The following is a 12,651-nucleotide window of genomic DNA, read 5'->3' on the forward strand; positions in this document are numbered from 1 at the left end:
AGCACGCGGTCAACCGGAGCGCGCGGTCAGCGGGGATGTGGCCGTCACCGGGGCGGGCCGTCAGTGGGGGCGGTCGAGGATGTGGGGGCGGGCCGCGGCGTAGCGGTGGCGGATGTCCGGCACCGCGTCGGCCTCGTAGAGCGCCGCCTCCTGCGCCGACCAGGCGACGTCCCCGTCCAGCAGCCAGGCCGCCTGGTAGGCCGCGCCGTCGGCGACGTACTCGCCCGGCGGCGGCGCCAGGACCGGCCGCCCGAAGACGGTGGGCGCGATGCGGCGGACCGCCTCCGAACGCGCGCCTCCACCGATCAGCAGCACCCGCTCCGGCGAGAGCCCGAGCGCGTCCAGGCCGTCGGCCAGGCCGCACAGCATGCCCTCGATCGCGGCCCGGGCGAGGTGGGCCGGGGTCGAGGTGGCGAGGGTGAGTCCGTGGACCGCGCCCGTGGCGGTCGGCTGGTTGGGGGTGCGCTCGCCTTCGAGGTACGGCACCAGCGTGAGACCGCCCGCACCGGCCGGGGCCTGGAGCGCCAGCTCGCCGAGCCGGTCGAGGCCGACACCCGTGAGACGGGCCGCCGCGTCCATGACCCGGGCCGCGTTCAGCGTGCACACGAGCGGCAGGAACCGGCCCGTCGCGTCGGCGAACCCCGCCACCTGGCCGCTCGGGTCGGCGCTCGGCGCGTCGGACACGGCGAACACGGTGCCCGAGGTGCCGATCGAGACCACGACGTCCCCGGGCCGGGCGCCCACGCCGAGCGCGGCGGCCATGTTGTCCCCGGTGCCCGGCGCGATGCGCGTACGTCCCACATCACCGCCGTGACGCGAGCCCTCCCCGGCAGTGGTCGTCCCACGTGCGAGGAGGTCGGCGGCGGACGCGCCGCGGGCGAGAGCGTCGGCGCCAGGGCCGGCTGGGGCGTCGGGGGTGGCGGCGTCGGCGACCGGGCCGAGGACGCGCGGCAGCAGCGGGACCGCACCGAAGGCGGCCTTCAGCAGATCCGTGCGGTACGCCCCCGTGGCCGGGGACCAGTAGCCCGTGCCCGAGGCGTCGCCGCGATCGGTGGTCAGGTGGTCGAGCGGCGGGGGCGGGGCGTCGGCCCACGCGTCGAAGGGCAGCCCGAGGGCGCCCGCGAGCCGCCAGGTGAGCCAGTCGTGCGGCAGGCACACCGCGGCCACCCGGCGGGCGTTTCCGGGCTCGTGCTCGGCCAGCCAGCGCAGCTTGGCGATCGTGAACGAGGCCACGGGCACGCTGCCCACCGCCTCGGCCCACGCCGTGGGGCCGCCCAGCTCGGCGACGAGCGCCGCGGCGGCCTCGGCGGAGCGCGTGTCGTTCCAGAGCAGCGCGTCGCGTACGACCTGGCCCGTCTCGTCGAGGCACACCATGCCGTGCTGCTGCCCCGCCACGCTGATCGCCGCCACGTCGTCGAGCCCGCCCGCCTCCTCGACGGCCCGCAGGAACGCGGCCCACCAGTGCGCCGGGTGGACCTCGGTGCCCTCGGGGTGGGCGGCCCGGCCCTGGCGTACGAGCCGGCCGGTGACGGCGTCGCGGACGACGACCTTGCAGCTCTGCGTCGACGAGTCGACCCCGGCGACCAGCGTCATGCGGTCACACCCCGGACGTCGCACGCGCGGGGGAGGTGGATGTTAGCGCTACCCATGGCCTCGATGCTGCACGAACCACACGGGGCATCACAAGCCCGCCCGCCGTGCGAGCGATCTCGGACTCCGTAATCGTGAGCTCGACACCTCGCGCACCTGGCACGGCCACCACCGCAGACTCGCCATCCCCGCCGGCCGCGAGCCTCCCTCGCACCGCCACCGACGCCTCTCGCGACACCAGCGGCCGTGCACCCTCGCCACCGCCGTGCACCCTCGCCACCGCCGTGCACCCTCGCCACCGCCGTGCACCCTCGCCACCGCCGTGCACCCTCGCCACCGCCGCGGACTCGCGACACCCTCACCCGCAAGAGCCCCACACCGCCACGCGACCTCGCGGCACCGCCGATCACGAGCCCTGCGCCACCGTCGGGGCGGCCTCGGGGCGTCGAGATCACTCACCCGACGCCGTCGGCGCGCCGCCGCGACGCCGGTATTCGCCGCGCCCCGACGGCGCCTGCGCTACGTGGCGGCGCCGAGCGTCGCGGCGCCGAGCGTCGCGGCGCCGAGCGTCGCGGCGCCGAGCGTCGCGGCGCCGAGCGTCGCGGCGCCGAGCGTCGCTACGTCCGGAGTCGCGCCGTCGGGCGTCGCGCCGTCGGCCCGGAGCAATAGGTGGTCACGACCCCAGGCTGAAGCAATGGGTGGTCACGACCCGGCCCGGAAGGACTGGTGGCCACGACCCAGCCAAGAAGCATGGATGGTCACGGCCCCAGCCCGGACCGACGGATGGTCACGGCCCCAGCCCCCGGGGCGAGATCGTGGGTTCAGCAGCAGGTCACAGGCCGGAGGGGTCGCGGCCCACGCTGATCTCTTCGGCGATCTTGCGTAGTTCGGGACCGTCGAGGCCGGGCGCCTTGGGAAGCTGGCGCACCAGCGCGTCGAGCACCACCGGCACCGGCGCCCCCGCCAGCCGCCCCGCGATCCCGTGGACCGCCCTGAACAGCGCGTCGTCCATGTCGTACATCCCCCGCTCCTTCGTCCCGTCGCGCGGGGCCTCCGCTCCCCGCGGGGCCGAGGCCACTCCCCCGGCCACCCGCGCAACGCTACGACCTGCCACCGACAGTTTCCGCGCCGGCGACCCAGCGTGTCCGAACCGCGGGAGCCGGGGGCCCGGGTCAGCGCTCCAGGCCGGACCGGACCGTGGCGCAGATGTCGTCGAGCGCCCGGATCTGCTCGGGGTCGAGCACGTCGAACAGGCTTCTCCGGACCTCCTCGACATGGCCATGGGCGGCGGCCGCCAGGGCGGTGAAGCCCTCGTCCGTGAGCACCGCGAAGTTGCCGCGCCCGTCCTCCGGGCAGCGCTCGCGGCGCACCCACCCGCGCTCCTCCAGCCGCGAAACCGCGTGCGACAGGCGGCTCTGCGAGGACTGCGCCCACGTGGCCAGCTCGCTCATGCGCATGCGCCGCTCCGGCGCCTCCGACAGCCCCACGAGGATCACGTAGTAGGTGTGCGGCATTCCGCTGTCGCGCTGCAACTGGCGGTCGAGCGCCGCGTACAGGAGCTGGGTGGCGGCCACGAAGTTGCGCCAGGTGCGCTGCTCGTCGTCGTCCAGCCATCGGGTCATGGGATGCATTTTACTTGAACTCTCATATACATTGGACATAGATAGCCGAAAGGGGAGAACAATGCCGGTCCAGCGACTCAACCACGCGGTCCTGTACGTCCGTGACGTGGAGCGGAGCGTCGCCTTCTACCGGGAAGCCCTCGGCTTCGAGGTGGTCATGGGCATGCGGGGGGCCGCCTTCCTCCAGGCCGCGGGTTCGAACAACGACCACGATCTCGGCCTGTTCGAGATCGGGGCGGGCGCGGGGCCGTCGCCCGCCGGGCGCACCTCGGTCGGGCTCTACCACCTGGCCTGGGAGGTCGACACGCTCGACGAGCTGGAGCGCGTCGCCGCCCGGCTGAGCGAGATGGGCGCGCTGGTCGGCGCGTCGGACCACTCCACCACCAAGGCACTGTACGCCCAAGATCCCGATGGGCTGGAGTTCGAGGTGTCGTGGCTGGTCCCGGCCGCGCTGATCGACGACGAGGTGCTCGCCGCGCGCAGCTCGGTCCGGCCGCTCGACATCGCCGCCGCCAAGCAGCGGTACGGCGGGCAGACCCGCGGCGGCGTGGGCGTCTCCGTCCCCGCCTGACGCCCGCACCAGGAGGCGCGGGAGGAAACGATCGGGGCCCGAGAGGTACCGTGGCCTTGTCCGACTCCCGCGCCTTGGAGAACGGTCATGTCGAGCGATCCTGATCACGTGCTCGACGCCATCGACGGCGTCGTCGACGAATGGGAGGCGCTGAGCGCCGACGCGATGCGCTGGGTTCCTCCCGAGAAAAGACGGACGGATCTGGTGGGCGAGGTGACCGAGATCTTCGCTCCGCTCACCAACGCCCTCGCCGAGGCGTTCCGCCCGCTGGGCGACGCCGTGACGCGCCTGCTGGACGGCCTCACGGGCGGCGACGACCACCCCGATCAGGCCGACCACGCCGACCAGGCCGATCACGGCGATCACGGCGATCACGGCGACGGTTACGACAGCGCCGGCAGAAGCGGCGACAGCAACGCCGGCGAGCGCTGAAACGCGCGCGAGCCGGTCGCGGGGCCCTCGTCCTCCGAGCAGCGCGCGTCCGCGGCGCCATTCGTTGTGCGCATTTCCCGCGAAATAGCCGAGATTATCGCCAGAATTCCGCTCGAATTCCGGCGGCTGGTCATTGTTTCCGGCGGGATCTAGAATGGAGCGCGAGGCAGACGCGCAAGACCCGGATATCACGGCATCGACACCGTCGGCGTTACCGCTGCCCGAAAGCTGAGAGTTCGCACCACCGGAGTTGATGCCGGGTGACCGACAACGAGGGGCGAATCGCCCGCGAGCTGTGCGCGGCGCTCAACCCGGCCGGCAGCCCGGTCGAGGTGGGCGCGGCCGTCTCCCGGATCGTCCGGCGCCGGGTGGCGCACGACGCGCTCCGCCTGGTCGGCCTGAACCCGGCGATGGGCATCGGCCTGGGAGCGTTCAGCTTCTGGCACGAGTACCCGCCCGCGCTGATCAGCGCCCTGGTCCTCAACCGCTACCTGCACGGCGAGCCGTGCCCGCTGCCGGTTCTCGCCCGGCAGAGCGTCCCGGTGTGCGTGGTGGGGGCGGGCGCCGGCGACGGCCGGCAGAACACGTTGCTGCGGCGGGTGCTGGCCGCGCACGGGGCGAGCAGCGAGCTGCGGCTGCTGGTCCGCGACCGGCACGGGGTGTGGGGCATGCTCGGCCTGCTCCGGGCCGAGGGCGCCAGGCCCTTCGGTGCGGGCGACGTGCGTGAGGTCCAGCGGTTCGTCCCCGCGCTGCTGGCGGGGTTACGCGGCTACGTGACGGCCGGTCCGCTGACCCCCACGGTCCCGGCGCTGCCGACCGGGCTGATCACGATCGGCCCCGACCACACGGTCGGGTCGGTCTCCCCCCAGGCGCGGGCCTGGATCCGCCAGATGTGGCCGGCCGCCGGCAGCGGGGTGCCGGAGTGGATCGCCGGCGCGTTCTGGATCGGCCTGTCCCTGCACGTCAGGGCGCACCGGCGCGATCCGCGCGCCTGGACCCCGTCGATCTGCGCCCCGGCGGCGAACTTCGGGCGCTGGGTGCTGATCCACGGTCAGCCGCTGGACGAGAACGGCCACAGCGACGTGGCCGTTCTCATCCAGGCGGCCGGCAGCGCCCTGCTGCTGCCGTCCTTCTGCGACTGGTACGGCATCACCGCCGCCGAACGCCGCGTCATCGAGCACCTCCAGGCGGGGGCGGCGGCGAAGCAGATCGCCCGCGCCCTGGACCTGTCCACCTACACCGTCAACGACCACGTGAAGTCGGTGTACCGGAAGACCGGGGCCCAGAGCCGGGACGAACTCATCGCGGCGATCGCCGGCTGACCGCCGCGACGAGCCGGCGATCAGCCGGCTGACCGCCTCATCCTCGGGCCGCCGGGTCAGGCCACGATCGAGATGACCTTGCCGATCGCCTGGCCGGCGGCCACCACCTTGATGATGGCGTCCAGGAAGACCCCGAGGTCGGCGTTCACCCTGGCCTCCCAGCGCCAGGACCAGCCGGCGGCCAGGAGCGGCCAGCCCTCGTGCACGGCCGGCTTCACCTGGGAGTCGCCCCAGTCGTCGTCCCGCGACCCCGACTCGAACGTGCCGTGCACCCGCCCGCTGTGGGAGAAGAGGTAGATGTCCCCGACGGAGTCCCTGACCGCCCACGCGAAGGCCGTGTCGTAGCTGATCGCGCCCGACACGTGGAAGTGCCCGCTGAAGTTGTACGCGCCGCTCTCGTGCAGGGCCAGGTTGGCCCAGCCGCCCACGGCGACGCCGTCCTTGAACCCGATCCGCGCGTCCCACGGCCCGAGCATCCCCTCGGCCGCCGTCACCGGCAGCCCGATCCCGGCGGCGCCGGCGACGCGCCGGCCGAGACCGTCCGAGCCGGGCGACGCCATCTCCAGCGAGGCCCCGACGGACGCGCGCACGTGCGGCGCGGTGTCGAGTTCGTGCAGGGCGGTGGCCACTCGGCGCTCTTCTTCAGTGGTGAATCGTGACATTTCCGTGTTTCTCCTTCCGCCGCCGGATTCCCCGGCCGGTGCCTTTCTTGCCTCTTCAGAATCGGGAAAAGGGCGCCGGGCCTGAATCCCCAACACTGGGGATGGCGACAGGGGAGGTGACGAGCCGACAATGACATCGGACGGGAGGTTCTAAAAGGACTGTTACATTGGTGGCATGGCATCGCTCGGGACGCTTCTCCGCCACGTGCACGAGGTCATGGACGGCGCGATCGCGCAGATCTACGCCGATCTCGGCATGCCCGACTACCGGCCGCGCTTCTCCCCCGCCGTCCGGGCCCTGGCCGCCGAAGGCCCCATGGCGATCCGCGACCTGGCCGCCGCCGTCGGCGTCACCCACTCGGCGGCCAGCCAGACGGTCCACCAGATGAGCCGCGCCGGCTTCGTCACGCTGGCACGCGGCACCGACGGGCGGCAGCGCGTCGTCCACCTCACCGAGCGCGCCCGGGCGGCGCTGCCCGCCATCGAGGCCGAGTGGGCGGCCACCACCCGGGCGGTGGCCGAGCTGGAGAAGGAGCTGCCGGCGCCGCTGACCGCCGTGCTGGAGGCCACGGCCGAGGCGCTGCGCCGCCGCTCCTTCCACGAGCGCGTCGCCGCGCACAACCACCCGTAGATATGCCCCGGGAGCCGGTTCAGGACTGCACGGGCAGGCCGAGGTGCTCGGCGATCGCGGCCGTCACCGGCGTGACCGTGGGCAGCGGCGGGCCGGCGAAGTGGCCCGGCTTGTGCGCCCGCAGCAGCAGCTCGCCGCTGCGCTCCCAGTCGAACCCCTTGCGGCCGAGCAGCCCGGCGAACACCTCGCTCGCCCTGGCCGGGTCGCGCTCGGCCAGGCGCTGGAGCGGCACCGGCGACACGGTGTCGCCCCGCAGGTAGGCCGACAGCAGGTCGCGGTACGCGGCCCGGACGACGAGCGAAGGATCGTTGAACAATTCCTCCAGTTGCCCGAACTCCGCGTAGTAGCCCAGCCCCGCCGCCTCGTCGAAGATCAGGCCGACCGTGCGCGCCGCCGTCAGCGGGGCGGGCGGGTCGATGTCCCTGGGCGGCGGGCCGCCGAGCCGCGCCACCTGGTGGGCGAGGTAGCCGCGGACCATCTCGGCGACGTCGGCCCCGGGCAGCACGATGAGGTCGGCCCCGAAGTACTCGGTGAAGCACCGGCGCTGCGCCCGCTGCGTCTCCCGGGCCTGGGCGAGCAGCACGGGGTTGCGGAAGACCCACTCCGGGTGGGCGAGCGCGAGCCGCGCGGCGACCTCCACGAGGGTCTCGCGGGCCCCGGCGGTGTGGACGGCCGGCGGCGCGCTGATCAGCCAGTCGGCGCCGAGCGGGATCAGCCGTCCCACGACGAGCATGCCGGGCTCCAGCGCCGCGAACGCCCCCTCGCCCAGGTTGGAGAAGGCCCGGTAGACCAGCTCGTCCACGAGGTTGAACAGCAGCACGGCCGCGTCGTCCACGGCCCGCACCTCGAACACCCCCTCGACCACGATCTTCCAGCTCGCCACGAGCTCCACGTCGGCGCGGTCGAGCCCCGGCGTCTCGGCGAGGAAGCGGTCCACGACCGTGTCGCCGCCGGGCAGCGGGTGCTGGTGGGCGAAGAAGTCGACGGGCAGGAACGCCGCCGCCTCGTCGGCCGGCGTGTCGTCGGAGTAGAACCGGTCGAGCACGACGCCCAGCTCGGCGGCGAACCGCCCCGAGGTGGCGAAGTGGACCAGGTCGGCCTTCAGCTCCACAGCCCGCGCAAGCCTGCTCATCATCACCCTCCGTGCCCGGAGCGGCACAATGCGTCCCGCGTACGGAGTGACACTAACCGGCGACGCGGTGCTCACGCGGGCGGTTCGGGCAACTCGTGGCCCCCCGGGGCTACACCTCGCCGGCGGTCTCCGCCTCCAGCGCGGAGTGCCGGCGACTGTAGCCGAAGTAGATGACCAGCCCGATCACGAACCAGACGGCGAAGCGCAGCCACGTGAGCGGGTCGAGAAACGTGATCAGCCAGATCGAGAAGACGACCCCGATGGCCGGCACGAACGGCATGCCCGGCGTGCGGAACGTCCGCGGCAGGTCCGGCTGGCGGTACCGCAGCACGATCACCGCGACGCAGACCACCACGAACGCCAGCAGGATCCCGATGTTGGTCAGCTCGGCCGCCTCCCGGATCGGGAGGAACCCGGCGATCAGGGCGGAGGCGATACCCACGATCCAGGTGACCCGCGTCGGCACCCGGCGCACCGGGTGGAGCTTGGCGAACCACAGCGGCAACAGCCCGTCGCGGCTCATCGAGAACCACACCCGCGTCACGCCCAGCATGAACGTGAACATGACGGTCAGGATGCCGATGATGGCGCCGACCGCGATCACGGCGGCCAGGCCGCCCAGCCCGACCGAGGCGAACGCCGAGGAGAAGCCGCTCTCCGGGTCGATGTTCTTGTAGTTCTGCATGCCGGTGAGCACGAGGCACGCCAGCACGTACAGGATCATGGAGATGACCAGCGAGTAGATGATCGCCTTCGGCATGTGGCGCTGTGCGTCCTTGGACTCCTCGGCGGCGGTGCTCATCGCGTCGTAGCCGAAGACGGCGAAGAACACGGTGGCCGCGCCGGTGATGGCGCCGCCGACCCCGAACGGGAAGAACGGCGTGTAGTTGGCCGTGTTGATGTAGAAGAAGCCGACCACGACGACCAGCAGCACCACGGCCACCTTGATCGCGACCACGAACGTCTCGAAGCGGGCGGCGGCGCGGATGCCCATGTTCAGCAGGGCCGCGATCAGCAGGCACAGGACGACCGCGAACAGGTCCACCCGGTGCCCCGCGCCGGTGCCCGGCGCGCCGAGCATCCAGGCGGGCAGGCGGAAGCCGAGCTCCTCCACGAGGAAGCCGAAGTAGCCGGAGATGCCGATGGCCACGACGGCGACGATGGCGGTGTACTCCAGCAGCAGGTCCCAGCCGATGAACCAGCCGACGATCTCGCCGAGCACCGCGTAGCCGTAGGTGTAGGCCGAGCCGGCCTTCGGGATGAGCCCGGCGAACTCGGCGTAGGAGAAGGCCGCCGCCGCGCTCGCGATGCCCGCGATGAGGAAGGAGACGACCACGGCCGGTCCGGCGGTCTCGTGGGCCACGGCGCCGGCCAGGGCGAAGATGCCCGCGCCGATGATGCCGCCGATGCCGATGGCGGTGAGCTGCCACAGGCCCAGCGTCCGTGACAGCTCCCCCTCGTGCTCGTGCGCGATCTGGTCCACGGGTTTGCGCCGGAAGACGCTGCGAGAAGACACCATGACGATCCTCCTGAGCAAGGTTCGGCCCCGCGGGTGGACCTTCCCGCCGGGACCGCACCTATGCCGGGGCGTTCTCGCAGCTCAACCGGCGCGAACGCGGGCTGAGCGCCAGCCCGGCGGCCAGGCAGGCGAGGGGGATGGCGGGAACCACGTACCGGACGTCGAAACCGGCGAGGAACGGCGGCGCCACGATCAGCGCGGCGGCGGCCAGGCCGGGCAGCAGGGCGTCGCCGCGGCGCCGGACGACGGCGAGCGCCAGCGTCCCGGCCAGGGCGAGCGTCAGCAGCGGGAACGGCAGGTAGCCGAAGCGCTGGTAGGCGCGTAACCAGCCCGCGTACGGCTCGTGGATGCGGGTGGCGGCCGGGCCGCCCTCGTACGCCTCGGCGACCGGCCGGACCGACGGCTTCAGGGACCGCTCCTCGAAGGGGAACCAGTACGGGTTCGTCCGCTTCATGGCGGCCTCGCGCCTGGTGGTGCGCTCCCAGCGCAGCAGCCACCGCAGGTCGGAGCCGGCGGCGGCCAGGTAGTCGCCGGGCTGGGCCATGATGGCGGCGCGGGCGAACCGGCCGGCCAGGGCGTTCCGGTCTCCGTGCGTCTTCTTGATCGGCGACCACGGGGCCCACAGCCAGAACGGCGGCGCGGGGCGGCCGGCCACGGGGGTGTCCGGGCAGAGCGGCGTGAGCCGGGGCTCCGGCCGGATCACCGCGCAGTCGGCGAACGTCATGGTCCGCGCCCACAGGAACAGGCCGTCGGCCCGGGTCAGGCCGAAGACGCCGCTGGTGGCGGACATCCACGTCGCGTACGCCAGCAGCGGCGCGAGGCCGGCGACCGCGAAGGCCCCCCACACCCGCCATCCGGTACGGCGCAGCAGCAGCCGGGCGCCCGCCAGCGCGAGCACCACCACGCCGATCGTCCGGGTGAGCGCGGCCAGGCTCAGCACGAGTCCGGCGAGCGCGGCGGTGGCCGGGGGGACCCGCCGCCGCAGCAGCACCAGCACCCCGCCCGCGACCAGCACGGTGAACAGCGCGTCGGCCATGACCATGTGTTCGAGCAGGATCAGGAACTCGTCGTACAGCAGCGGCGCCACCAGCACGGTCGCGCCCCAGCCGGGCAGCCCCCGCCGCACCAGCAGCGCGTACGCCGCCACGGCCAGCCCCGCTCCCAGCAGGTGCTGCACGGCCGTGACCAGCCCGAGGCCGGGGCCGGGGGCGAGGGCGCCGAGGAACAGGGAGTACCCCAGCGGCCGGAACGCCCCGGGCACCGGGCGGGCGGCCGACTCCAGGTAGGCGAAGGAGTCGGCCCAGAAGAACAGCGCCGGCCGGTACCCGAGCATCGCCAGCCCCCGCAGGGCGAGCCCGAGTACCAGCGCGACGGCGAAGGGGACGTGCCGCCCCCTGGACCGCTGTCCGGGCGGGCGCCCGTTTTTGAACAGGCGCCTGTTTCCGGGCAGCACGAAACGAACGGCCGGCGCCGTCATGGAGGTCCCCCTGGGCTGTGGGTCAGCCGGGTCCCCCCACGCGCGAGCCCCCGCCGACGTGATGGTCTGTCGGTTCTTGGCGTCTCACCGTGAGGCCGTTACCGCCCCCAGGTGAGGCGGGGGCGGGAACGACCTCACCCGTGTATTGCCGTCAGACCCGAAAAGGGTTCACGTCGCCGGAAATATGGTCATTCGGCGGGGCGGGGCGGCGATCCGGGCAGGCCCAGGGTGCGGTGGAGCATGCGGTGCATGTGGGCGCGGAAGCGGCGCTGGGCGCGCGGGTCGTCGGGTCCGCGCCGCGCGCCGCTCTTGTCGAGCACCCCGCTCAGCACGAAGCTGTGGATGCACCAGATCATGGTGCTGACCGTGTACGGCACGTCCGCCTCGGGGTCCACGTCGAGCATCGAGGTGATGGTGTCGATGACGAGCTGGGCCAGCGGCAGGACGTAGGCGGGTTCGAGCCCGGTGACGTCGCTGGCGTCGGACAGCCAGCGGTGCGTCCACAGGGCGGGGTGCTCGGGGTTCTCGACGCAGAAGTCGATGTAGCGGTCGATCAAGTGGTGCAGCGCCGCCACCTTGTCCGTCGCCGGGGCCGCCACGAGCTCCTGGACCGCCTCCTCCAGGACCACGCGGTGCGCCTCGTTGGCCCGCTCCATGACCGCGAGGTACAGCTCGCGCTTGCTCCCCACGTGGTAGCTGACGGTGGCCACGTTCAGCCCGACGGCCTCGGCGATCTGCCTGGTGGAGGTGCCGTCGTACCCAAGCCCGGCGAAGAGCTTTGTCGCGACCTGGAGGATCATCTCGCGCTGATGTGTGTCACCTGAAATCACCCGAGTGAGGATAGGTGTGGCTTTTGTCCCCATCAATCAGTTGATGGGCAGGTTTACGGTAAATTGCGGCAAAGCATCCAGGCGCGCCTCCTGGTCCCGCGTGATCTTCATGACGACGTACGCCGCCAGCGCCCCCGTACCGGCCCAGGACAGGGATCCGATCACGTCCACCCGCGCCAGCTCGCGCAGGGACTCCAGGTCCGAGTGCCACAGCAGCGCGGCCACCACGTCGAGCACCCAGAAGCTGATCACGAACGCGTTCCACCAGATCCAGACCAGGACCGGGCGGCGCGCCAGCGGGAGCGACGGCACCGGCGCGCCCGGCTTGGAGGCGTTCCAGACGTCCTCCACGACCTGCTTGGGGAACCACAGGTTGACCACCGGCACGAACCAGCCCAGGATCACCCACGGCCGGGCCCGCCGGTGCGGCCCCGGCGCCAGCACCTCGGCGTTGCCCCGCACCCGGTGCAGCCACGCCAGGAACGCCACCGCCGCCAACGCGAACACCGCCACCTTCACGTACGCGGCGCCGAGCAGCAGCGTGTCGGTGACCTCGACCTCAAGCGACCGCACGGACCCCGAGTCGACCAGCATCCGCTCGATGATCGTGACCCGCCACAGGCTCAGCCCGGACCCCACCACCCTCACCAGGGCGTAGACCGCCAGCATCACGACGGCCCCCAACGCCGGCCCCCGCACCGGCCGGAGGCGCGCGGCGGGCGTCGCCGGATCCATGGGATCTCCCTCCCCTAGACACCGAGAAGCGCCAGTATGACGGCATATTCGACCCTTCTTGATCGAAACGGTCGGAACACTCGTCGAGGAAGTTCCTCAGGCGCTCGGGCCGGGCGCGGGCTTGGGAG

General features: G+C 72.8%; 14 protein-coding genes. 4 read left to right on the plus strand and 10 right to left on the minus strand.

The window, feature by feature from the left end; translation table 11 throughout:
• Window positions 1-60 precede the first annotated feature (60 nt).
• The 4 genes from HD595_RS15715 to HD595_RS15730 all read right to left on the minus strand — a co-directional run bounded on the left by HD595_RS15715 (window position 61) and on the right by HD595_RS15730 (window position 3,212).
• Window positions 61-1,593, minus strand: a complete 1,533-nt coding sequence (locus tag HD595_RS15715; protein ID WP_253769692.1) for a xylulokinase — start codon at window positions 1,591-1,593, stop codon at window positions 61-63.
• Between the two features lie 516 nt (window positions 1,594-2,109).
• Window positions 2,110-2,256 carry a hypothetical protein gene (locus HD595_RS15720; protein WP_253769694.1) on the minus strand — a complete coding sequence of 49 codons (147 nt, stop codon included), beginning with the start codon at window positions 2,254-2,256 and terminating at the stop codon, window positions 2,110-2,112.
• Window positions 2,257-2,422: 166 nt separating this feature from the next.
• A complete protein-coding gene (locus HD595_RS15725; protein ID WP_253769696.1) occupies window positions 2,423-2,611 on the minus strand; it encodes a hypothetical protein in 189 nt (62 codons plus the stop codon).
• 151 nt (window positions 2,612-2,762) lie between these two features.
• Window positions 2,763-3,212 carry a MarR family winged helix-turn-helix transcriptional regulator gene (locus HD595_RS15730; protein WP_253769698.1) on the minus strand — a complete coding sequence of 150 codons (450 nt, stop codon included), beginning with the start codon at window positions 3,210-3,212 and terminating at the stop codon, window positions 2,763-2,765.
• Between the two features lie 61 nt (window positions 3,213-3,273).
• Here HD595_RS15730 and HD595_RS15735 point away from each other — a divergent pair, with 61 nt between their 5' ends.
• From HD595_RS15735 to HD595_RS46735, 3 genes are all read left to right on the plus strand, one after another.
• Window positions 3,274-3,783, plus strand: coding sequence for a VOC family protein (locus HD595_RS15735; protein ID WP_175590935.1), 510 nt, complete (start codon window positions 3,274-3,276; stop codon window positions 3,781-3,783).
• An 87-nt stretch (window positions 3,784-3,870) separates the two neighbouring features.
• Entirely contained in the window at window positions 3,871-4,215 is a 345-nt protein-coding gene (locus HD595_RS15740; RefSeq protein WP_253769700.1) for a hypothetical protein, read from the plus strand.
• A 260-nt stretch (window positions 4,216-4,475) separates the two neighbouring features.
• On the plus strand, window positions 4,476-5,537 hold the full coding sequence (locus tag HD595_RS46735; protein WP_253769703.1) for a helix-turn-helix transcriptional regulator: 1,062 nt from the start codon (window positions 4,476-4,478) through the stop codon (window positions 5,535-5,537).
• A 56-nt stretch (window positions 5,538-5,593) separates the two neighbouring features.
• Here the strand turns inward: HD595_RS46735 and HD595_RS15750 are convergent, their stop codons facing one another.
• Window positions 5,594-6,199 carry a hypothetical protein gene (locus tag HD595_RS15750; protein ID WP_253769705.1) on the minus strand — a complete coding sequence of 202 codons (606 nt, stop codon included), beginning with the start codon at window positions 6,197-6,199 and terminating at the stop codon, window positions 5,594-5,596.
• 175 nt (window positions 6,200-6,374) lie between these two features.
• Here HD595_RS15750 and HD595_RS15755 point away from each other — a divergent pair, with 175 nt between their 5' ends.
• On the plus strand, window positions 6,375-6,830 hold the full coding sequence (locus HD595_RS15755; protein WP_253769707.1) for a MarR family winged helix-turn-helix transcriptional regulator: 456 nt from the start codon (window positions 6,375-6,377) through the stop codon (window positions 6,828-6,830).
• 19 nt (window positions 6,831-6,849) lie between these two features.
• On the opposite strand, the gene HD595_RS15760 is transcribed toward HD595_RS15755, so the two are convergent.
• The 5 genes from HD595_RS15760 to HD595_RS15780 form a co-directional block, all read right to left on the minus strand.
• The gene (locus HD595_RS15760) at window positions 6,850-7,965 is read right to left on the minus strand and encodes a hypothetical protein (protein ID WP_253769709.1); all 1,116 of its coding nucleotides are present in this window, start codon (window positions 7,963-7,965) and stop codon (window positions 6,850-6,852) included.
• Between the two features lie 106 nt (window positions 7,966-8,071).
• Window positions 8,072-9,481, minus strand: coding sequence for an amino acid permease (locus HD595_RS15765; protein WP_253769711.1), 1,410 nt, complete (start codon window positions 9,479-9,481; stop codon window positions 8,072-8,074).
• A 58-nt stretch (window positions 9,482-9,539) separates the two neighbouring features.
• A complete protein-coding gene (locus HD595_RS15770) occupies window positions 9,540-10,958 on the minus strand; it encodes a hypothetical protein (protein WP_253769714.1) in 1,419 nt (472 codons plus the stop codon).
• A gap of 188 nt (window positions 10,959-11,146) precedes the next feature.
• The gene (locus tag HD595_RS15775) at window positions 11,147-11,788 is read right to left on the minus strand and encodes a TetR/AcrR family transcriptional regulator (protein ID WP_253769716.1); all 642 of its coding nucleotides are present in this window, start codon (window positions 11,786-11,788) and stop codon (window positions 11,147-11,149) included.
• 36 nt (window positions 11,789-11,824) lie between these two features.
• Window positions 11,825-12,523: a DUF4328 domain-containing protein gene (locus HD595_RS15780; protein WP_253769718.1), complete on the minus strand. Its 699-nt coding sequence runs from the start codon at window positions 12,521-12,523 to the stop codon at window positions 11,825-11,827.
• Window positions 12,524-12,651 lie beyond the last annotated feature (128 nt).

The sequence above is a fragment of the Nonomuraea roseoviolacea subsp. carminata genome, assembly GCF_024172185.1.
Taxonomy (GTDB): domain Bacteria; phylum Actinomycetota; class Actinomycetes; order Streptosporangiales; family Streptosporangiaceae; genus Nonomuraea; species Nonomuraea roseoviolacea.

Coding starts and splice junctions, on each gene's coding strand:
- HD595_RS15755 (WP_253769707.1), top strand. CDS start 6,375: ATGGCATCGCTCGGGACGCTTCTCCGCCACGTGCACGAGGTCATGGAC.
- HD595_RS15725 (WP_253769696.1), bottom strand. CDS start 2,611: ATGTACGACATGGACGACGCGCTGTTCAGGGCGGTCCACGGGATCGCG.
- HD595_RS15735 (WP_175590935.1), top strand. CDS start 3,274: ATGCCGGTCCAGCGACTCAACCACGCGGTCCTGTACGTCCGTGACGTG.
- HD595_RS15770 (WP_253769714.1), bottom strand. CDS start 10,958: ATGACGGCGCCGGCCGTTCGTTTCGTGCTGCCCGGAAACAGGCGCCTG.
- HD595_RS15780 (WP_253769718.1), bottom strand. CDS start 12,523: ATGGATCCGGCGACGCCCGCCGCGCGCCTCCGGCCGGTGCGGGGGCCG.
- HD595_RS15715 (WP_253769692.1), bottom strand. CDS start 1,593: ATGACGCTGGTCGCCGGGGTCGACTCGTCGACGCAGAGCTGCAAGGTC.
- HD595_RS15750 (WP_253769705.1), bottom strand. CDS start 6,199: ATGTCACGATTCACCACTGAAGAAGAGCGCCGAGTGGCCACCGCCCTG.
- HD595_RS15730 (WP_253769698.1), bottom strand. CDS start 3,212: ATGACCCGATGGCTGGACGACGACGAGCAGCGCACCTGGCGCAACTTC.
- HD595_RS15740 (WP_253769700.1), top strand. CDS start 3,871: ATGTCGAGCGATCCTGATCACGTGCTCGACGCCATCGACGGCGTCGTC.
- HD595_RS15760 (WP_253769709.1), bottom strand. CDS start 7,965: ATGATGAGCAGGCTTGCGCGGGCTGTGGAGCTGAAGGCCGACCTGGTC.
- HD595_RS15765 (WP_253769711.1), bottom strand. CDS start 9,481: ATGGTGTCTTCTCGCAGCGTCTTCCGGCGCAAACCCGTGGACCAGATC.